The 20781-nt window shown below is 57.9% G+C and carries 19 protein-coding genes; 5 read left to right on the forward strand and 14 right to left on the reverse strand.

Annotated features, from left to right (window positions below):
* Nucleotides 1-103 precede the first annotated feature (103 nt).
* Complete coding sequence (locus B9Z45_RS08325) at nucleotides 104-2089, forward strand: monovalent cation:proton antiporter family protein (RefSeq protein ID WP_108406758.1); 1986 nt, start codon at nucleotides 104-106, stop codon at nucleotides 2087-2089.
* A 130-nt stretch (nucleotides 2090-2219) separates the two neighbouring features.
* On the forward strand, nucleotides 2220-2756 hold the full coding sequence (locus B9Z45_RS08330) for a 2,4'-dihydroxyacetophenone dioxygenase family protein (RefSeq protein WP_108406788.1): 537 nt from the start codon (nucleotides 2220-2222) through the stop codon (nucleotides 2754-2756).
* Between the two features lie 78 nt (nucleotides 2757-2834).
* On the opposite strand, the gene B9Z45_RS08335 is transcribed toward B9Z45_RS08330, so the two are convergent.
* The 11 genes from B9Z45_RS08335 to rpmH all read right to left on the reverse strand — a co-directional run bounded on the left by B9Z45_RS08335 (nucleotide 2835) and on the right by rpmH (nucleotide 12841).
* Complete coding sequence (locus tag B9Z45_RS08335; RefSeq protein WP_108406759.1) at nucleotides 2835-3794, reverse strand: branched-chain amino acid ABC transporter permease; 960 nt, start codon at nucleotides 3792-3794, stop codon at nucleotides 2835-2837.
* Nucleotides 3795-3798: 4 nt separating this feature from the next.
* Nucleotides 3799-4683 carry a branched-chain amino acid ABC transporter permease gene (locus tag B9Z45_RS08340; RefSeq protein ID WP_108406760.1) on the reverse strand — a complete coding sequence of 295 codons (885 nt, stop codon included), beginning with the start codon at nucleotides 4681-4683 and terminating at the stop codon, nucleotides 3799-3801.
* A gap of 36 nt (nucleotides 4684-4719) precedes the next feature.
* The gene (locus tag B9Z45_RS08345; protein WP_108406761.1) at nucleotides 4720-5934 is read right to left on the reverse strand and encodes an ABC transporter substrate-binding protein; all 1215 of its coding nucleotides are present in this window, start codon (nucleotides 5932-5934) and stop codon (nucleotides 4720-4722) included.
* Between the two features lie 28 nt (nucleotides 5935-5962).
* The gene (locus B9Z45_RS08350) at nucleotides 5963-6673 is read right to left on the reverse strand and encodes an ABC transporter ATP-binding protein (protein ID WP_108406762.1); all 711 of its coding nucleotides are present in this window, start codon (nucleotides 6671-6673) and stop codon (nucleotides 5963-5965) included.
* Entirely contained in the window at nucleotides 6666-7442 is a 777-nt protein-coding gene (locus tag B9Z45_RS08355; RefSeq protein ID WP_108406763.1) for an ABC transporter ATP-binding protein, read from the reverse strand. The genes B9Z45_RS08350 and B9Z45_RS08355 overlap by 8 nt, the downstream gene beginning before the upstream one ends.
* 190 nt (nucleotides 7443-7632) lie before the next feature.
* The gene (locus tag B9Z45_RS08360) at nucleotides 7633-8649 is read right to left on the reverse strand and encodes a fatty acid desaturase family protein (RefSeq protein WP_233252127.1); all 1017 of its coding nucleotides are present in this window, start codon (nucleotides 8647-8649) and stop codon (nucleotides 7633-7635) included.
* A 127-nt stretch (nucleotides 8650-8776) separates the two neighbouring features.
* Entirely contained in the window at nucleotides 8777-10189 is a 1413-nt protein-coding gene (gene mnmE, locus B9Z45_RS08365; protein WP_108406764.1) for a tRNA uridine-5-carboxymethylaminomethyl(34) synthesis GTPase MnmE, read from the reverse strand.
* Between the two features lie 55 nt (nucleotides 10190-10244).
* A complete protein-coding gene (yidC, locus tag B9Z45_RS08370; RefSeq protein ID WP_108406765.1) occupies nucleotides 10245-11933 on the reverse strand; it encodes a membrane protein insertase YidC in 1689 nt (562 codons plus the stop codon).
* Entirely contained in the window at nucleotides 11930-12205 is a 276-nt protein-coding gene (gene yidD / locus B9Z45_RS08375) for a membrane protein insertion efficiency factor YidD (protein ID WP_108406766.1), read from the reverse strand. Before yidD ends, yidC begins: the two co-directional genes overlap by 4 nt.
* Nucleotides 12202-12639, reverse strand: a complete 438-nt coding sequence (locus tag B9Z45_RS08380; protein ID WP_108406790.1) for a ribonuclease P protein component — start codon at nucleotides 12637-12639, stop codon at nucleotides 12202-12204. The genes yidD and B9Z45_RS08380 overlap by 4 nt, the downstream gene beginning before the upstream one ends.
* Nucleotides 12640-12706: 67 nt before the next feature.
* Nucleotides 12707-12841: a 50S ribosomal protein L34 gene (gene rpmH, locus B9Z45_RS08385; RefSeq protein WP_005798102.1), complete on the reverse strand. Its 135-nt coding sequence runs from the start codon at nucleotides 12839-12841 to the stop codon at nucleotides 12707-12709.
* 241 nt (nucleotides 12842-13082) lie between these two features.
* Between rpmH and dnaA the strand changes: the two genes are divergently transcribed.
* The 3 genes from dnaA (at nucleotide 13083) to gyrB (ending at nucleotide 18430) form a co-directional block, all read left to right on the forward strand.
* Nucleotides 13083-14483 (forward strand): chromosomal replication initiator protein DnaA, encoded by a 1401-nt coding sequence (dnaA, locus tag B9Z45_RS08395; protein WP_199221867.1) that lies wholly within the window; start codon nucleotides 13083-13085, stop codon nucleotides 14481-14483.
* Between the two features lie 150 nt (nucleotides 14484-14633).
* A complete protein-coding gene (gene dnaN, locus B9Z45_RS08400) occupies nucleotides 14634-15743 on the forward strand; it encodes a DNA polymerase III subunit beta (RefSeq protein WP_108406768.1) in 1110 nt (369 codons plus the stop codon).
* 83 nt (nucleotides 15744-15826) lie between these two features.
* The gene (gene gyrB / locus B9Z45_RS08405; RefSeq protein WP_108406769.1) at nucleotides 15827-18430 is read left to right on the forward strand and encodes a DNA topoisomerase (ATP-hydrolyzing) subunit B; all 2604 of its coding nucleotides are present in this window, start codon (nucleotides 15827-15829) and stop codon (nucleotides 18428-18430) included.
* 52 nt (nucleotides 18431-18482) lie between these two features.
* Here the strand turns inward: gyrB and B9Z45_RS08410 are convergent, their stop codons facing one another.
* From B9Z45_RS08410 to B9Z45_RS08420, 3 genes are read right to left on the reverse strand one after another with little or no spacing between them, the layout of a single operon-like run.
* Nucleotides 18483-19739: a type II toxin-antitoxin system HipA family toxin gene (locus B9Z45_RS08410; protein ID WP_108406770.1), complete on the reverse strand. Its 1257-nt coding sequence runs from the start codon at nucleotides 19737-19739 to the stop codon at nucleotides 18483-18485.
* On the reverse strand, nucleotides 19736-20023 hold the full coding sequence (locus B9Z45_RS08415) for a helix-turn-helix domain-containing protein (RefSeq protein WP_233252128.1): 288 nt from the start codon (nucleotides 20021-20023) through the stop codon (nucleotides 19736-19738). The genes B9Z45_RS08410 and B9Z45_RS08415 overlap by 4 nt, the downstream gene beginning before the upstream one ends.
* Entirely contained in the window at nucleotides 20008-20535 is a 528-nt protein-coding gene (locus B9Z45_RS08420; protein WP_233252129.1) for a DUF3427 domain-containing protein, read from the reverse strand. Before B9Z45_RS08420 ends, B9Z45_RS08415 begins: the two co-directional genes overlap by 16 nt.
* Nucleotides 20536-20781 lie beyond the last annotated feature (246 nt).

A 20781-nucleotide genomic window follows, 5' to 3' on the forward strand; every position in this document is an offset into this window, starting at 1 on the left:
GCAGCCGTTCAATGGCCATGGTGTGGGTGTTCAAGCCCACATCAGCGTTGGTTTGGGTGGGCCGAAAAGTCAGCTTGTCACAAGCACTTGTTACCATGATGGCATGAGTGCTTTAGAGCTGACCTTGCTGTATCTTTTGGCCGCCGTATTGGGTGTGGTCGGTTGCCGCATGCTCAAACTGCCACCCATACTGGGTTACTTGGCGGTGGGTGTGGTCATTGGCCCCAATGCGCTGGCGCTGGCGCAAAACTCCGATGGGGTGAATCACCTGGCCGAGTTCGGCGTGGTTTTTCTGATGTTCGTGATTGGTCTGGAGTTCAACCTGCCCAAATTGCGCTCCATGCGCAAACACGTTTTTGGTCTGGGCTTGCTGCAGGTGCTGCTGACTCTGGTGATCGTGACAGTATTTTCCTTGTTCGTGGCCACCTTGGCGCCTACGCTTTGGCGCATGGAGTGGCAAACCGCCTTGGCATTGTCCAGCGCCATGGCCATGAGCAGCACCGCCATCGTCATCAAGCTGGTGGCAGACCGCCTGGAGCTGGAGTCCGAGCACGGCAAGCGGGTGGTTGGTGTGTTGCTGTTCCAGGATTTGGCGGTTGTGCCCTTGATTGTGATGATCCCCGCCTTGGGTGCGCCCGCCGACGAAATGTTTTCGGCCTTGTTGCTGGCCGCAGCCAAGGCCACTGTGTTGATCACTTTGTTGATGACCGGCGGCCAGCGCGTCATGCGTTGGTGGTTGACCTTGGTGGCGCGTCGCAAAAGCGAAGAGTTGTTTGTGCTGAACCTGCTCTTGGTCACGCTGGGACTGGCCTGGATCACCGAAATGGCGGGTCTGAGTCTGGCCTTGGGCGCGTTCATCGCGGGCATGCTGATTTCCGAGACCGAATACAAGCACCAGGTGGAGTTGGACATCCGGCCTTTCCACGATGTGCTGCTGGGTTTGTTCTTCATCACGATTGGCATGATGCTGGACTGGCACATCGTGGTCGAGCGCTGGCCTCTGGTGCTCTTGCTCACCACCTTGCCGGTCCTGTTCAAGTTGGTTCTGGTGGCCGCGCTGGCCAAAATGACAGGTGCGCCGAACGGGGTGGCACTGCGCACAGGTTTGTACCTGGCCCAGGCGGGCGAGTTTGGTTTTGTGTTGCTCACGCTGGGTTCACAGAGCAACCTGATTCCGCCCACCTTGTTGAACCCGGTACTGGCAAGCATGGTGTTGTCGATGATGGCGACACCCTTCATCATCATGCACAGCAACAGCCTGGTGATGAAAGTCGTGGCCAGCGAGTGGTTGCAACAGTCCTTGCAAATGACGACCATCGCGCGCAAGTCGATCAACACCAGCAAGCACGTGATCATTTGCGGTTATGGCCGCTGCGGCCAGAACCTGGCGCGCATGCTGGACAAAGAAAACATCCCTTACATGGCACTTGACCTTGACCCTGATCGGGTGCGCCAGGCTGCCGCTGCCGGGGATTCGGTGGTGTTTGGCGATGCCGGGCGCCTGCAGTCATTGATGGCGGCAGGCTTGGCCCGCGCCAGTGCGGTCGTCATCACTTATTTGGACACACCTGCCGCCCTGAAAGTGCTTGACCACACGCACGGCCATGCGCCACAGGTGCCGGTGATTGTGCGAACGCGGGACGATCTGAACCTGGAAAAGCTGCAGTTGGCCGGGGCCACCGAGGTGGTGCCGGAGGCGCTGGAAGGATCGCTCATGCTGGCCAGTCATGCGCTGGCGCTGGTGGGCGTGCCGATGCGGCGCGTGATCCGCCTGGTTCAGGACCAGCGCGATGCCCGCTACAACTTGTTGAGAGGGTATTTCCATGGTGCGGACGACGATACGCTGGACGAAATTGACCACGAGCGTCTGACCACAGTGGGCCTGCCCCTGGCATCGCCCTGGCTGGGCAAGCAGGTGCAAGATCTGGCCTTTCATGCCATGGGGGTGCGGGTGGTCAATTTGCGCAGGGCCAACGGCCAGCCGGAAAAAGTGAACGACGAAACCGAGCTGCATTCGGGTGACACCCTGGTGCTGTCCGGCAAATCACAGACATTGGCGTTGGCCGAAGAAAAATTGTTGCGGGGTTGAAAGCGCCAAAGATGACGCCGTGATTTGGCGCGCTGCGGCTTGGATTGCAGAGGGCGGCTGTCGCGTTTGGCGCTGACAGCTGTTGCGCGCCGTTTTAGACTGGTATTTTTCCAAGCCTGTGCAAAACACGATGTCCCAATCCAATACCCCGCCTGCGGCTGCTGATGACCGCGTTCCTTACGCCAAACCCCAACCCTGGGGCATGGCGCCCGACATGGTGGTACATGACGTACAAACCGAAGATGAGCGCCTTTGGGCACCAGTGGCGCCGGGCATTTGGTCAAGGCCGTTGCACCTGAATGTGACGGGTGGTTTTTACGTGCACTTGCTCAAGGTCAAGCGCTCTGGCTTGCTGCAGCGCCACCGCCACTCGGGGCAGGTGCATGCCCATGTGCTGCGCGGCAAGTGGCTTTATCTTGAGCATGACTGGGTGGCCGAAGAGGGCAGCTATGTGTTTGAGCCGCCTGGTGAGACGCACACCCTGGTGGTGCCCGATGATTGTCAGGACATGGTCACGATGTTCACCGTGCATGGCGCGTTGATGTACGTGGACACGCAAGGCAACTCGACCGGGTATGACGATGTTTTTACCCGCATTGACAAATACCGGGCGCACTTTGAAGCGGTGGGTCTGGGCGCCGATTATGTGAAAACATTCATGCGTTGAGCAAGGCCTGCTCGGCAACAAAAAGGCCTGCTCAAGAGCAGGCCTTTTGCTTGGAGGCGCTGCGCGCCTGACCACGTGTCAAAGAGGTTTTTTGATCCAGTTGGCGATCTCGCCAATGATGCCGCGTCGGAAAGCCAGCACACAGACCACAAAGATGGCGCCCTGGATGATGGTGACCCACGCGCCCAGTTGCGACAAGTAGTTTTGCATGCTCACGATCACGGCAGCGCCCACCACCGGGCCGAACAAAGTGCCCAAGCCACCGACCAGTGTCATCAATACCACCTCACCCGACATGGACCAGTGCACATCGGTCAGCGAGGCGAGTTGGAACACCAGGGATTTGGTGGCGCCTGCCGTGCCCGCCAAGGCGCCTGAGATGACAAACGCGATCAGCTTGTACTGGTCGGTGTCGTAGCCCAAGGAGATCGCACGGTCTTGGTTTTCGCGGATGGCCTTGAGGATCTGGCCGAAAGGCGAGTGCACGATTCGCCAGATCAAGGCAAAGCCCATGAGGAAAATGGCCAGTACAAACATGTACATGGCACTGTTTTGTTCCAGATCGAACATGCCGAACAGCTTGCCTCTGGGCACACTTTGAATGCCGTCTTCGCCACCTGTGAACGGGGTCTGCAGGTAAAAGAAGAAAACCATCTGGGAGAAAGCCAGGGTGATCATTGCAAAGTAAATGCCCTGTCTGCGAATGGCCAGCATGCCAGTGAGCAAGGCCAACAAGGCTGAGCAGCCCGTGGCAAAAAGCACCGCCAGTTCAGGGTTCCAGCCCCACACTTTGGCGGCATGCGATGCCGCATAACCGGCTGTGCCTAAAAACATGGCGTGCCCAAATGACAGCAGGCCGCCAAAACCGATCAAAAGGTTGAAGGCACAAGCAAACAAGGCAAAGCACATGACCTTCATCAGGAAGATCGGGTAGACCCAGATGGGGGCGATGACCAGCACCATCACCATGATGGCAAATGCCACCCATTGGTGCGTGAAAGACTGGGTCTTGAAGGAGGGGGTCGTGACAGTGGTCATGGTCTTACTTCTGGGTACCGAACAACCCGGCAGGCTTGATCAGGAGAACGATGGTCATGATGATGAAAATCACCGTGCTGGAAGCCTCGGGGTAGAAGACCTTGGTCAGGCCTTCGATCAAGCCCAGACCAAAACCAGTCAGGATGGCGCCCATGATGGAGCCCATGCCACCAATCACCACCACGGCGAACACCACGATGATGATGTCGGCGCCCATGGTGGGGTTGACCTGGTAAATCGGGGCGGCCATGACGCCTGCAAATGCAGCCAGGCCGACGCCAAAGCCATAGGTCAGGGTGATCATGCGGGGGACGTTGATGCCGAACGCCTGCACCAGACTGGGGTTTTCAGTGGCAGCGCGCAAATAAGCGCCAAGCTTGGTTCGTTCGATCACATACCAGGTGGACAGGCACACCACCAGCGAGGCCACGATGACCCAGGCACGGTATTTCGGCAGGAACATGAAGCCGGTGTTGTAGGCGCCCTGGAAAACCTCTGGCACCGGATAAGGCATGCCCGAAGAACCGAATTCGTGTCGGAACAAGCCCTGAATGATCAGTGCCAAACCAAAGGTCAGCAGCAGGCCATACAGGTGGTCCAATTTATAGAGCCGTTTGAGCATGGTGCGCTCAATCAGCATGCCGGTCGCTCCCACCAGGATCGGTGTGATGACGAGCGAGGCCCAGTAATTGATCCCCAATTTGGTCAGGGACAGGTACGCCACAAAAGCGCCCAGCATGTACTGGGCGCCGTGGGTGAAGTTGATGATGTTCAGCAAGCCGAAAATCACGGCCAGACCCAGCGAAAGCAGTGCGTAAAAAGAGCCGTTGATCAGCCCGATCAGCAATTGCCCGAACAGGGCTTGGGAGGGAATGCCAAAGATTTCCATTGTGATTTTTCGACTTGCTTGAACAGAGGGTTGAAATTACTTCTTGACCAGTGGGCAATCGCTCTCAGCCAGGGGGCGGAAAGCTTCGTTGGCCGGGATGGTCGCCACCAGCTTGTAGTAGTCGTAAGGGCCTTTGGACTCAGAAGGCTTCTTGACCTGGAACAGGTAGGCGGGGTGGAGTTTGCGGCCGTCAGCGCGCACAGAGCCTTTGCCGAACAAGGGGTCATCGGTTGGCAGCTCTTTCATCTTGGCGGCGACCTTGGTGCCGTCATCTGTCTTGGCAGCGTCCACGGCCTTCAGGTAATGAATCACGCTGGAGTAAACACCGGCTTGCACCATGGACGGGTATTTGCCGCTGTTGGCTGCCGCAAAACGCTTGGTGAAGGCGCGCGTGTTGTCGTTCAGGTCCCAATAGAAGGTTTCGGTCAGCATCAGGCCTTGGGCTGTGTTCAGACCCAAGGAATGCACGTCGGGCAAGAAGACCAGCATGCCGGCCAGGTTTTGGCCGCCTTTGGTGATGCCGAACTCGGCGGCTTGCTTGATCGAGTTGGTGGTGTCACCACCGGCGTTCGCCAGGCCAATGATCTTGGCTTTGGAAGCCTGTGCCTGCAGCAAGAAGGAGGAGAAGTCTTGCGTCGGGAATGGGGTGCGCACTTTGCCCACCACTTTGCCACCGTTTTTGAGCACCACAGCTTCGGTGTCGCGCTCCAGCGCGTGGCCGAAAGCATAGTCAGCGGTCAGGAAGAACCAAGTGTCACCACCGCTTTTGACAATCGCTTTGCCTGTGCCGTTGGCCAGCATCCAGGTGTCATAAGCCCAGTGGATGGTGTTGGCGTTGCAGGCCTTGCCGCTCAGGTCGGCAGTGGCCGAGCCGGAGTTGACGTGCAGTTTGCCCTTGTCGCTGGAAAGCTTGGCAATGGCCAGACCGACCGACGATGTCGGCACGTCAGCGATCATGTCGACCTTGTCGGTGTCGTACCACTGGCGGGCAATGTTGGAGCCCACATCAGGTTTATTCTGGTGGTCGGCGCCGACAACTTCCACCTTGAGCGTGCTCTTGGTGGCTTTGATGTAGTCCTCCACAGCCATTTTGGCCGCGCTCAAAGAGCCAGGGCCAGTGATGTCGGAGTACAGACCCGACATGTCGTTGAGCACGCCAATCTTGACGATGCCGTCAGAGATCTGTGCTTGTGCTTGGCCCGCGAAAGCGCAGGCGGCCATGGCGGCCAATGAGAGAAGTTTGCGTTTCATCGTTGTATCTCCAGTTAAAAAATAGGTATCAGACGCCCAGGTACTCATGCAACATGCCCATCTTGCTGGACAGCTCTTGCGATGAAAAGCCCTCCACAATCTGGCCGTGCTCCATCACGTAAAACCGGTCTGCCAGGGGGGCGGCAAACCTGAAGTTCTGTTCAACCATGATGATCGTGAAGCCTTTGGCCTTGAGGGCTTTGATCATGCGGGCAAGGGCTTGCACAATGACCGGCGCCAGGCCTTCGGAAATTTCGTCCAACAACAAAAAGCGCGCCCCGGTACGCAAGATGCGGCCAACCGCGAGCATTTGCTGTTCACCACCAGAAAGTCGGGTGCCAGGGCTGTCGCGGCGCTCCAGCAAGTTGGGGAACATGTCGTAAATCTCTTTGACGGACATGCCATTGGGGCCGATGACGGGCGGCAGCAACAGGTTTTCTTCGCAAGTGAGTGCAGAAAAAATACCCCGCTCTTCAGGGCAATAACCCAAGCCCAGTTTGGCGATCTGGTGCGGTGCCCAGTTCACGGTTTCATGGCCTTTGATGGTGATGGAGCCGGTGCGACGCCCCACCAGACCAAGGATGGATTTGACGGTGGTGGTGCGGCCTGCGCCATTGCGCCCCAGCAGCGTGACCACTTCGCCTTCGTTGACGGTCAGGTCAACGCCATGCAGGATGTGCGACTCGCCGTACCAGGAGTGCAGATTGCTGATGCGAAGAAATTCGTTGGCTTCAGCCATGAGCCCCCTCCAGTTCGTTGTCGGTGGTGCCCATGTAGGCTTCGAGCACTTGGGGATTTTGCGAAACCACTGCGTAAGGCCCTTCGGCAATCACTTGCCCTCGTTGCAACACGCTGATGGTGTCGGCAATGCTGGAGACCACATTCATGTTGTGCTCCACCATCAGGATGGTGCGGTTGGCACTGACTTTTTTGATCAGTTGGGTGACGCGGTCTACGTCCTCGTGGCCCATGCCCTGCGTCGGCTCGTCGAGCAGCATCAGCTCGGGCTCCATGGCCAGTGTGGTGGCGATTTCCAGTGCGCGCTTGCGGCCATAAGGCAACTCGACAGCGGTCAGGCCCGCCATGGGGCCCAGATCAACTTGCTCCAGCAAGGCCATGGCTTTGTCGTTGAGTTGGTTCAGGCTGCGTTCGGAGCGCCAAAAGTGCATCGATGTCCCCGTGGCCCGTTGTAAACCAATGCGGACGTTTTCGAGCACCGTCAAATTGGGGAAAGTGGCCGAAATCTGAAAGGACCGAACGATGCCGCGCCGCGCCACCTGGGAGGGTTTTTCGTCGGTGATGTCGTGGCCATTGAACAGGATCTGACCTTGGGTGGGGATCAGGAATTTGGTGAGCAGGTTGAACACCGTGGTCTTGCCCGCGCCGTTGGGACCGATCAGCGCGTGGATCTGACCACGTTGGACACGCAAGTCCACGCCATTGACAGCGACAAAACCCTTGAACTCCTTAATAAGTCCGCGGGTTTCGAGAATGATTTCGTCAGCCATTGAATTTTGTACCGGGGCAAAAAATGAAAAATTGCAGGGCCATTCTGTAGCGAGAAATTTTTTGCGGGTACATGGTTATCCCGTGGTCCTGTCTCTTGCGTGACGAATTTCCGAGGCTGTGCCCGCTTCTTACAGCTCGCCTTGTGCGTTGCGCTTGTGAAGCGTCGGCATGCGCCTGGTTTTTGCGGCGTCAAATCAGCGTTGCACCCTTGCGTCGGTTTGTGGGCTGGCCACCTGGTTGTCCACTTTTCGGGCCATCGTCGGGTCTGGCCGTGGCTTTGCGCAGCACTTCCAGATAACCCTTGGCCAACTCCATCCGCGGGCCAAAGCCTTGTTCGATCAGCATGCGGTGGGCGACAGGCAGTTTCCAGCAGGGAGTGAATACAAAAAGATGGTGTTCCAGGTGGTAATTGACCCAGTAAGGTGCAAGCACCATGCGCATGCCCCAGTGGGTCAGCGTGGTGCGGGTGTTGCGCAAACGGTCATCGTCGTTGCCCACCACCGCATGCTCGGCGATGTTGCGGATGCGGGTGATCACCTGGTACCAAGTCAGCAAGGGCAGCAGCCAAAGCGCAAAGTAAGCCCACCACACACCAGCCGCCGCCGTGATGGCCAGAATGAGCGCATTGCTCAGAAAAAAATACTTCTCTGCTGCGATCAGATTTTTCAGGCGTTGCAGGTGGCTTGGGCTTTGCCCCATTTCGGTGCGAAAAAATTCAAGGCGGCGCTGGTAGCCGGTGATGCCCAGAATATCGCGCCGCATCTTGCGCCAGAAACTTTGTCGACTGATGGGAAAAGGCGCCGACAAAATCAGGTCGGGGTCTTCTTTTTGTTGTGTGTGGCGGTGGTGGCTCAGGTGGTAAGGGCGGTACAACGTGAGACTCGCACCCACAGGCCAGCCGCACAAAAAAGCGCCCAGCGTGTCGTTGAGCCGGGTGTTTTTGAACAAAGCGCGGTGCGCCGCATCGTGCATCAAAATCGCCAGGCCCAGTTGCCTGCCGCCGATGACCACGATGGCCACGATAAAACTCAAAGGGTTGGGCCAGGCCACAAAAAATGCCATGGCCAGCGCGATCACGCCCCAGGCATGCAGTACCAGATACGCGCCCATCCAGTCCGAGCGCTCGCGCAGGTAGGCGTCTTGCTCGGGGCTGAGGTTGGGCTGATGGGTTGGTTGGCGGGTGGGCATGGCAAAGTCAATCGACATGCGCATTATCTTGTGCCCAATGAACAAGCACAACAGTCCCTGATGTGACCTTTTGTAGTCTGTTACGCAAGAGCCAGGGTGCTTGCGGCAGGTGTTGGCCATGAGCCGATCCAAGCCATTGAGGGGCTCATTTGCCGATGCAAAAGCTCGAAAAAATCACGCCCAACAGATCATCGGCGCTGAATTCGCCCGTGATCTCGTTCAGGGCGTTTTGTCCGAGTCGCAGCTCCTCGGCCAGCAAGTCCAGGTTTTGTGCCTTTGCAGCCAGATGGGCATCGGCCACTTCCAGGTGCTCGCGCACCCTTTGCAGTGCCTGCACATGGCGTTCTCGGGCAATGAACAGGCCTTCACTGGCGTGCTGCCAACCCGCTTGTTGCAGCAATTGCAGGCGCAAGGCTTGCAGCCCTTCGCCTGTCAGGGCCGACAAGGTCAGGCCGGCGCGTTCAACGGCATGGCTGGCCGCGTCGGATTTGTTCCACACGTCGAGCACCGCCACACGCGCAGGCAAGCGAGCTTTGAGGGCGGCGGCAATGTCGGCGTCGGTGCTGTCGTAGCCCGCCTGACCCAAGCGCGTCAGGTCGTGCAAAAAAAGAACGGCGTCGGCATTTGCAATCTGTTCCCAAGCACGTGCGATACCGATTTGTTCGACCTCGCCGACACCTTCGCCTTCGCGCAGCCCGGCAGTGTCAATGACGTGCAGGGGCACGCCCTCTATCTGAATGGTTTGCTGCACCACATCCCGGGTTGTTCCTGCAATTGGGGTGACGATGGCCAATTCGGCCCCGGCCAGGGCGTTGAGCAAAGAGCTTTTGCCCGCATTGGGCTGACCGGCAATTACCACCTTGATGCCCTCGCGAAGCAGCGCACCTTGGCGGGTGCGCTGCAGCACCGAGAGCAGGCTGGCTTGCAGGCGAGCGAGTTGCCCTTGGGCATCGGCTTTTTGCAAGAAGTCGATTTCTTCTTCGGGGAAATCCAGGGTGGCTTCGACCAGCATGCGCAGATGGATCAGGGCATCGCGCAGAAAGTGGATTTCTTTGGAAAAATCACCTGCCAAAGACCGGCTGGCACTGCGTGCGGCGGCTTCGGTGCTGGCGTCGATCAGGTCGGCAATGGCCTCGGCTTGCGCCAGGTCGATCTTGTCGTTCAAAAAGGCGCGTTCAGAAAACTCGCCCGGTTGTGCCACGCGCAAGCCGGCCAGTCGGGGCAGTTTTGTGGCGGGATCGATTTCGGCAGCCGCTTGCAGGCAGCGCGCCACCAGCAGTTGCAGCACCACCGGCCCGCCGTGAGCTTGCAACTCAAGCACATCTTCGCCAGTGAACGAGTGCGGCGCCACAAAGTGCAGCGCCAGCCCGTGGTCTATCGCGCTGCCATCGGCATCGGCAAAGGGCAGGTAAGTGGCCTCGCGTGGTTTGAGGCTTCGCCCGCACAGCGCCAAAATCAAAGGGGACAGCTGTTTGCCCGATACCCGCACGATGCCGACAGCGCCGCGACCGGGTGCGGTGGCGATGGCGACGATGGGTTCCTGATGTCTGGCGAGCATGGGGTTAATGCGCGTTGCTAAGCAAAAAAAGGCCGCTTGCGCGGCCCTTTAGGCGTTACTTGAACGAGGGCAGATTGAACTGTGGCGGCACGCCCATGCGGGTGTTGATCATCCACTGCTGCGCGATTGACAAGATATTGTTCGTGATCCAGTACAGCACCAGGCCGGATGGGAAGAAGAAGAACATCACCGAGAACACCAGTGGCATGGTCCACATCAGTTTGGCTTGCATCGGATCGGGTGGTGCGGGGTTAAGCGCAGTCTGCAGCATGGTGGTCAGTGTCATCACCACAGGCAAAATAAAGTACGGGTCTGGCGCGGACAAATCGTGAATCCAGCCCACCCACGGGGCATTGCGCATCTCGACGCTGGACAGCAGCACCCAATACAACGCGATGAAGACGGGGATCTGGACCATGATCGGGAAGCAGCCGCCCATCGGGTTGACTTTTTCCTCACGGTAGATCTTCATCATCTCCTGTTGCATCTTTTGTGGATCGCTCTTCAGGCGCTCACGCATTTCCATGATTTTGGGGTTGATGGCTTTCATCTTGGCCATGCTCGAATAGGCCTTGGCATTGAGCCAGTAAAAAGCGATCTTGAGCAGCAGCACCAGCGCCACGATCGACCAGCCCCAGTTCTGGATGAAGCTGAACAGCTTGTCCAGCAACCAGTACAAAGGCTTAGACAGCATGGCCAGCCAACCGTAGTCTTTGACCAAGTCCAGGCCAGGGGCCAGTGCTTCGAGGACTTTTTCTTCTTGCGGGCCGCTGAACAGTTGTGTGTTCACGGTCTTCGACTGGCCGGGCGCCAGGTCCGACAAGGGCGTGATCATGCCCACCGCATAGAGGTTGGCGTCCACTTTGCGCACGAAGTTTTCACGCTGAATGCCATCGGCCAGCAACCAGGCCGTTGCAAAATAATGCTGCACCATGGCCACATAGCCATTGGGGGAGGATTTGTCGATTTCGGCCTTGTTCTTTTCGATGTCGCTGAACTCGACTTTTTGGTATTTCTTGGCTTCTGTGTAAACGGCAGGACCCGTGAAAGTGGAGTAAAACGCCGACTCACCGTCGGGTTTGTTGCCATCGCGCACCAATTGCAGATACAGCTGCGGCGACACGGGGGTTGTGCCTGTGTTGACCGCTTCGTGCTTCACGCCAATGGCATAGCTGCCGCGTTGCAGGGTATAGGTCTTGATCAGTTTGACCCCGTTTGTGCCTTCCGACTCGAAGCGCAAGCTCAGCTCGTTTTGACCTTCTTTGAGGCTGCGTTCGCCACTGAATTTCATGGACGTTTTGTGGGTCGGAAAATCCCCCCCAATCAGGCCGGTCTGGGCCATGTAAACACGGCTGGCACTTTGGTCCAAAAAGACAAAAGGCTTGCTGCTGTCCACAAAGTCGGCATGTCGGGTGAACTCGGAACGCACCAGGGAACCCCCCTCGGTGTCAAAACTGAGCTTGAGCACATCGGTGACCACTTCGATCTTTTCACGTGGCGTGGCTGAAGCCGTGGGTGCTGCAGAAGGCACCTGGCCTGGCGAGGCGGGCGTGCTGACCGTCGCGGTAGGTACACCATTCGCACTGACCACAGCGGCGGGCGCGGCGGGGGACGCCGGTGCAACTGCTTCGGGCTTGGGGAAAAAGGTGGCTTTGTGGCCGTTATTAAGTTGCCACTGGTCCCACAACAGGACCATGGAGAAACCAAAAATCACCCAAAGGATGGTGCGGCGGATATCGTTCATGGGGTCTTCTTTGACGAAGTAGGGGAAAACAAATCAGAAAACAAGCGAGGCGCTTGTGGGGGAACGAGGTCGTGGCCGCCTTTGCACCAAGGGCCACAACGCACCAAGCGGTGAACCGTCAGGTAACTGCCGATGGCGGCACCGTGTTGCTCGAGGGCTTGCAAGGCATAAGCCGAACATGTCGGCTCGAAGCGGCACGACGATCCCAGCCAAGGGCTGAGCAGCAAGCGGTAGCCGCGCACCATGCCCATGAGCAGGCGCTGGACGATCATGGGCGAACCTCAGACCGGGATGCGCGCTCGAACAATTGTTCCAGTTCTTGCCGCACTGCGAGCTTCAGGGGCTCGGAGGTGGCGCTGATGAATTGCTGGCGGTCAAAAGTGGCGCGAAGCCGCACCACATGGGCTGCCATAGGCAGGCGATCGCAAAAGCGTTCACTCACGTTGTAAATTTGTCGCTTGATGGCATTGCGTGTCACGGCCCGTCGCGCCCAGCGTTTGGGCACCATGGCACCCAACCAGACGTCAAATAGGCCAAACAATGCTTGCTCCGGTGAAGATGCAGGCACACAGGGTTCAGCTGTAGCCGAAGGCTTGTCTGTTGGGTTGGTCAAGTTCAGTCTATGTAACGCAAAATGGGATGTGCGTGAGACCGTTCCACCCGCCAGGGCGGCCTGAAATTGTGGGCGTGTTTTCAGACGCTGCACGATGGCCAAACCCTGGAATCAACCGCCTGCAGTGGCGTCGGGCCACAGCAAGACGGTCGAAAAGGCATTAGACAGCCAGACGCTTGCGGCCTTTGGCGCGGCGTGCATTGATCACAGCGCGGCCACCACGGGTTTTCATGCGAACCAGAAAGCCGTGGGTACGGGCGCGACGTGTCTTGGATGGTTGGTAGGTGCGTTTCATAACTCTTCCTTTGTGCCCAATGCCATGAATCAGCGTTGGGCGAAACCCAAGATTATCGCAAACTTTCGGACGACCGGCAAATTCGGCAACTTTTATGACATCGGGTGTTCCCGGACTCTAACCGGAACCGATGTGGTTTATGATGACTCGAAGATTGCATTGCGGCATGTGGATAAGCTCTTGATAAGCTCAATTCCAATCCCGTTTTTTCCTTAACTGTCCACAAAAAAACAAATACAAAATGTCAGAGGGATTCACCCCGGAATTTCAGATGGACGCCAGCCAAAGTCTGTGGCATGCCTGCTTGGAAGAGCTGTCCCGCGAGCTGCCCGAGCAGCAGTTCAACACCTGGATCAAACCCTTGACTGCGCAGATCTCGGATGACCAGCAGCGCCTCACTTTGTTTGTGGCCAACCGCTTCAAACTGGACTGGATCCGGGCCCAATATGTCGGTCGCCTCGCCGCCATGCTCGAAAGTCTGCAAGGGCATCCAGTTCAAATCGAGTTAGTGCTCACTCCTCGGGATGGGGTCGTCAGACCTACACGCCAGTCCACGCCATCGTCGATGGAAAACGGCCCTGAACCCATCGATCTGCCGGAAGAACCGGCCACCAACAGCTTTCGCAGTCGCCTCAACACAGCCCTCACCTTTGACACCCTGGTGGAGGGTACTGCCAACCGCATGGCACGCGCTGCGGCCATGCATGTGTCCGGTTCGCCCGGGCACTTGTACAACCCCTTGTTCATCTATGGCGGGGTGGGTTTGGGCAAGACCCACCTGATGCACGCCATCGGCAACAAACTGCTGGCCGATCGCCCCGAATCCAAGGTTCTTTACATCCACGCTGAACAATTTGTGTCGGATGTGGTTAAAGCCTACCAGCGCAAGACATTTGACGAGTTCAAGCACCACTACCATTCGCTTGATTTGCTGCTGATCGATGATGTCCAGTTCTTTGCCAACAAAGACCGGACCCAGGAAGAATTCTTCAATGCGTTTGAAGCCTTGCTGGCCAAAAAGTCGCACATCGTGATGACCAGCGACACGTACCCCAAGGGGCTGGCAGACATCCACGAGCGTTTGGTTTCCCGCTTCGATTCCGGTTTGACAGTGGCCATGGAGCCGCCCGAACTCGAAATGCGCGTGGCGATCCTGATCAACAAGGCCATCAGCGAAGGTAGCGAAATGCCCGAAGAAGTGGCGTTTTTTGTGGCCAAAAACGTGCGTTCCAACGTGCGCGAGCTGGAAGGCGCACTGCGCAAAATCCTGGCTTATTCACGCTTCAACCAAAAAGAAATTTCCATTCAGCTGGCCCGCGATGCCCTGCGCGACCTGCTGTCGATCCAGAACCGCCAGATCAGCGTGGAAAACATCCAGAAGACGGTGGCCGACTATTACAAAATCAAAGTCGCCGACATGTACAGCAAAAAGCGCCCTGCCAGCATCGCCCGGCCGCGTCAGATTGCGATGTACCTGGCCAAGGAAATGACGCAAAAAAGCCTGCCCGAAATCGGCGAATTGTTTGGCGGGCGTGACCACACCACCGTGCTGCACGCCGTGCGCAAGATCAACGCTGAACGGCTGCAACTGACAGAACTCAACCAGCAGCTGCATGTGCTGGAGCAGACCCTGAAGGGCTGAAACGGCATGCGCTTGTGCTTGGGCCCAGTTTTAAGTGTTTTGACCCGTCTGGCGGCCGTTTTGAGGCTAAAAAACGGTGAAAATGCGTGTTGTTGTCAAATTTATGCACGGTCCCGGGCTGTTGCGTGAGAAATCATCAAAGGTAGACAAATGATCGTCCTGAAGGCCACCCAAGACAAATTGCTGTCAGTCCTGCAATCCGTGTCCGGCATTGTTGAGCGCCGCCACACATTGCCCGTGCTGGCCAATGTGCTGATCCGTAAAACGGGCCACGCCGTGCAACTGACCACCAGCGATCTGGAAATCCAGATCCGCACCACAGCCGAAATGGAAGGTGATCCTGGTGATTTCACCACCACCGTGGGTGCCCGCAAACTCATCGACATCTTGCGCACCATGCCTGCTGACCAAACAGTGAGCCTAGAGTCTTCGCAAGCCAAGCTGATCCTGAAAGGCGGCAAGTCCAAGTTCACCTTGCAGACTTTGCCGGCAGAAGACTTTCCGCTGGTTCAAGAAGCCGCCAGCTTCGGCCCCGTGTTCAGCGTGCCGCAAAAAACCCTCAAGCAATTGCTGGGTCAGGTGTCGTTTGCGATGGCCGTGCACGACATCCGTTATTACCTGAATGGCATTTTGTTTGTGGCCGAAGGCAACCGGCTGAGCCTGGTCTCCACCGATGGCCACCGCCTGGCGTTCACCGCAGCCACACTCGATGTGGAAGTGCCCACCAAACAAGAAGTCATCCTGCCCCGCAAGACCGTGCTCGAATTGCAGCGCTTGCTCAGCGATGCCGATGGCGCGATTGAGATGCAGTTTGCCAACAACCAAGCCAAGTTCAGTTTTGACGGCATGGAGTTCGTGACCAAGTTGGTCGAAGGCAAGTTCCCCGACTACAACCGCGTGATCCCCAAGGGTCACAGCAACAACCTGACCTTGGGCCGACAGGCCCTGCTCTCTTGCTTGCAGCGCACGGCCATCCTGACCAGCGATAAATTCAAGGGCGTTCGCCTGAACCTCGAACCCGGCACCCTTCGCGTGGCATCCACCAACGCCGAGCAGGAAGAGGCCGTGGACGAACTCGACATCGACTACGGTGGCGACAGCATCGAGATCGGCTTCAATGTGACCTACATCATCGATGTGCTCAGCAACATGGGCCAGGACATGGTCCGCATTGATCTGGCCGATGCCAACAGCTCGGCACTGATCACCATCCCGGAAAACGACAACTTCAAATATGTGGTGATGCCCATGCGCATTTAAGGCGAAAGCCTGCCAGGCCCACCTTATCGAAACCCGCGACCTCTCGCGGGTTTCGGCCATTCAAGCGACAGAGAAATTTGACCATGACCGACGAAATTAACCCCAGCGAAGAAGCATTCACCACCGCTCAACCCAAGATTGATGCCCACCAGGTGGGCGCATCCGAAGGCTACGGTGAAGGCTCCATCCAGATTCTGGAAGGCCTGGAAGCCGTGCGCAAACGCCCCGGCATGTACATCGGCGACACATCCGACGGCACGGGCTTGCACCATCTGGTGTTCGAGGTGGTCGACAACTCCATCGATGAAGCACTGGCCGGCCACTGCGATGACATCGTTGTCACCATCCACAGCGACAACTCGATCTCGGTGACCGACAACGGCCGTGGCATTCCCACCGGCGTGAAGATGGACGACAAGCACGAGCCCAAGCGCAGTGCCTCTGAGATCGCGCTGACCGAACTGCATGCGGGCGGCAAGTTCAACCAGAACAGCTACAAGGTCTCGGGTGGCCTGCACGGCGTGGGCGTTTCTTGCGTGAACGCTTTGAGCAAATGGCTGCGCCTCACAGTCCGCCGCGAAGGCAAGGTCCACCAGATCGACTTTGCCAGAGGCTTTGTGCAAAACCGATTGCTCGAAACCGTGGGCGGCGTCGAGATTTCGCCCATGCGCGTGTCTGGTGCCACCGACAAGCGCGGCACCGAAGTGCATTTTTTGCCCGACACCGAAATCTTCACCCAGAACACCGATTTTCATTACGAAATTCTGGCCAAACGTCTGCGTGAACTGTCCTTCCTGAACAATGGCGTGCGCATTCGCCTGATCGACGAGCGCAGCGGCAAGTCAGATGACTTTTCCGGCGCTGGCGGTGTCAAGGGTTTCGTGGACTTCATCAACGCCAACAAGAAAGTGTTGCACCCCAACGCCTTCCATGCCAATGGCGAGCGCCCTGCCGACAGCTATGGCGGCATTCCCGGCACCAGCATCGGGGTCGAAGTGGCCATGCAGTGGAACGACGGTTACAACGAAAACGTGCTGTGTTTCACCAACAACATTCCACAGCGTGACGGCGGCACCCACCTGACGGGCCTGCGCGCTGCGATGACACGTGTCATCAGCAAGTACATCGAGAAAAACGAGATCGCCAAAAAACAAAAAGTTGAAGTCAGTGGCGACGACATGCGCGAAGGCCTGTGCTGCGTCTTGAGCGTGAAAGTGCCCGAGCCCAAGTTTTCAAGCCAGACCAAAGACAAACTGGTGTCCAGCGAAGTGCGCGCCCCTGTGGAAGACATCGTGGCCAAGGCCCTGACCGAATACCTGGAAGAGCGCCCCAACGACGCCAAGATCATTTGCGGCAAGATCGTTGAGGCCGCCCGTGCCCGCGAAGCCGCTCGCAAGGCCCGCGAAATGACGCGCCGCAAAGGTGTGCTCGACGGCATGGGCCTGCCCGGCAAACTGGCCGACTGCCAAGAAAAAGACCCGGCGCTGTGCGAAATCTACATCGTCGAGGGAGACTCCGCTGGCGGCTCCGCCAAGCAAGGCCGGGACCGTAAATTCCAGGCCATCCTGCCACTGCGCGGCAAGATCCTGAACGTCGAAAAAGCCCGCTACGAAAAACTGCTGACCAGCAACGAAATCGTCACGCTCATCACGGCCTTGGGCACCGGCATTGGCAAAGCCACCGCCGAATCCGGCAAGAGCGGCACCGACGACTTCAACGTCGACAAACTGCGCTACCACCGCATCATCATCATGACCGATGCCGACGTTGACGGCGCCCACATCCGCACTTTGTTGCTCACCTTCTTTTACCGCCAGATGCCCGACCTGGTTGAGCGCGGCCACATCTACATTGCCCAGCCACCGTTGTACAAAGTCAAGGCCGGCAAAGAAGAGCTGTACCTCAAAGACGGCCCGGCTCTCGACGGCTTCCTGCTGCGCATCGCTTTGAAGGACGCCAGCATCACCACCGGTGGTGATGCGCCGCAAGTTCTGGCCGGCGAGACCCTCGAGGCCTTGGCCCGCAAACACCAAGTGGCCGAATCGGTCATCTCCCGCCTGTCCAATTTCATGGATGCCGAAGCCTTGCGCGCCATGGCCGATGGCGTGTCGCTGAACCTGGACACGCTGGAGCTGGCCGCTGAATGCGCCCCTGCGCTGCAAGCCAAACTGCGCGAACTCAACACCACCGGCATCCCCGCCGAAGTGGCCGCCGAGTTCGATGTGCGCACCGACAAGCCCATCTTGCGCATCAGCCGTCGTCACCACGGCAACATCAAGAGCAGCATCATCACGCAAGACTTTGTGCACGGTGCCGACTACGGCGCACTGGCCGAAGCCGCCGAAACTTTCCGTGGCTTGCTGAGCGAAGGGGCCAAAGCCCTGCGCGGCGAAGGCGAGCGCCAAAAAGAAGAAAAAGTGGGCGACTTCCGACAGGCCATGCATTGGCTCATCAGTGAAGCCGAACGCACCACCAGCCGCCAGCGCTACAAGGGCTTGGGCGAAATGAACCCCGCGCAGCTCTGGGAAACCACCATGGACCCGACCGTGCGCCGCCTGCTGCGCGTGCAGATCGACGACGCCATCGAAGCCGACCGCGTGTTCACCATGCTGATGGGCGACGAGGTTGAACCACGCCGCCACTTCATTGAGAGCAACGCGCTGCGGGCGGGGAATATTGATATTTGATGGGGTGAGCTGCTGAAGTCACGCCCGCAACGGCCACAGAGCCGGGTGGGCTTCAGTCTTTTGGCCGAGCCTCATGTGCACTGAACGCAGAGGCCGTGAGTTCGATATCTGCCCGAGAAATGCGGACTTGGCTGGCTACGTCGCGCCAAGTGTCCACGACACTCATCACCTCGTCCACGATGTGCCGCCCTTGCGCTGCCGTCAGGCCGTAAAACGCGGACGTGTTCAACGCGGTGCGCAAGTCAGGACGGTTGTCCATATCGTCAATGTTCAGCACATGCTCGGCTTTGTCGATGTTCGGGTTCACATCAAACGCGGGTGCCAAACGCCAGCCCGTTGAGCTCAACACAAAGCCGTGATTGCGCAAATGGTCGTCCCGATTGCCTACCGCCACATTGAACACCACGCGCCTGAACAGCTGAGACAGATCTGATTGAACAGTCGATGCATCGCCACTGGCCCGCAGAAACTGCGCCAATTCCAGATAACTGCAGCCCTCGCTTTGCTCCTTGCGCAGCAGCGTCATGGCCGATGCATAAAACCGCCGCTGACCACCGACACGGTCGAAGCGCTGCACACAAAAAGTATGAAACTCACCACCCAGGCGCAACAGCTTTGCAGCAGGGACATCGATGCCTGCACGTTGAGCCATTTGATGTGTGGCGAACTCCCAAGCCCCGACATCACGGTCATCATCACGCGCCGGAAATTTGCCAATCCAAAGAGAGCCGTCCAGCTCTGTGAAGTTGGCCTTGGGACGGGCACCCCCCAGCGAAGAACCCGGTGCCACAAGCACTGTTAACCACTTGCGCAAAGCATCGAGATCGTCAATGCGCTTGTGAGTGAGTTGCCAAGCTACCTGCTCCAGTTCGCGCAACGTGGTCACGGGTGGCGCTGCAAAAGCATCGTTCCCCAAAAACGCTTGCGTGCCAGATGGGCGAAACCGCAACGCCCCCTGCCGGGTAATGTCCTGCACGCCGATCAGGAAATCCCACGCATAAAGTGTTCTGGCCTGACGCTTTTGGTCCTTGGCCAGCAAGGCCTCGCGCCGTTTCATCAGCGTTTGTCCCCAGCGGTCGGGTGATGAGTCGAGAAACACGCCAAAGTTGCCCAGCTCCGGCTTGGGGAAAAACGGGTGCGCGTCCAAAGACAAATCAGGGTCCAGTGCAAAAGCTCTCGGATCGTTCAGCCAATCTTTGTCGTAATGAAAGCGAATCTGCCCTCGGTCATGCGCCAAGTGGCCCACCAGACAAGCGGGCCCCAAATCGCAATCCAACCAGACCTCTAGCCCATCGAATTGCCCCGTCATGGCTGCCCCTCAGAAGTGCTGTTGGCAGCGTCGGTGGACAGCACGCTGGCGCGGCGCTGGCGTCGCGCTGCGGGCGATGGGGCCAAAGCCAAATCCTGCAGCTTGCGCCCCACTTTGTCGTCGGCGGCCAAGGCATTGAAATCTGCCTGCAGCCCAAGCACCGCCAGCACGCGCAGATAAGTGCCCAAAGTGGCACCCGCATCGCCGGCCTCGACCTTGTAGACCGAAGTGCGCGACATGCCTGCCCGCTGCGCCACCACGGCCGTGCTCAGTTTGCGGCGCAAACGCGCCAGCCGCAGGCGCTCGCCCAGGGCGGTGAGCAGCGTTTGCTCTTGGGGAAAAATAACGGGGGGTTTGCTAGACATTTCTCCATTATGGACAAAAAATAAAATAATTGTCTATTTTGAAGAAATTTTAAAAGACCATTGGGACGATAGGGCCGCAGACTTGGCAAATCGAGCCCTGCAAAATACCCCACCGCAGCATCAAGCCCAAACACGATGCTCATGGGCCTGCTGCCCTGGTGCGACTGGTAGCGCACCCGGCCGTGGTACATGAAGGGTGCGGCTTTGCCGACAGCCAGCTTGGTGTCGCGCACAAAGAGGTGGATGTCGATGCCTAAAGCGGCGTGGCGGATGATGTTGTCGCCGCGTTTGCTGGTCGGGTCGGTGGCGTTCTGGCTTTGCCAGTGAAAGTGCGTGTCGTCGATCCAGTGGTCCATGTACTTGTGCTCATCAGCCCGGCCTTGTTTGTTGAGCGTGACCAGCAGGATGTGCGCCTTTTTGTGGGCCAGCACCACATGGCCAACTGAGAACATTGCGTTGCTAAATCAGGTGGTTGAGCATCAAGATTGTTGCCGCCGATCTAATATTGACCACCTGTGCCGATTGAATTTTGACCAGGGGCTTGAGCCAGCTTTGATGTCCGCTGGCTGTGGATAACTATAAGTTCAATTGTCGTCCTGCAGCTCCTTTCTCTCCGTTTTTCTTGTCTGCTCTCGCGCTTTGATTCGACCCCTCGCCTCATTGGAGCTGTGCCTGAA

Source organism: Limnohabitans sp. 2KL-17, assembly GCF_003063415.1.
Lineage (GTDB): Bacteria > Pseudomonadota > Gammaproteobacteria > Burkholderiales > Burkholderiaceae_C > Limnohabitans_A.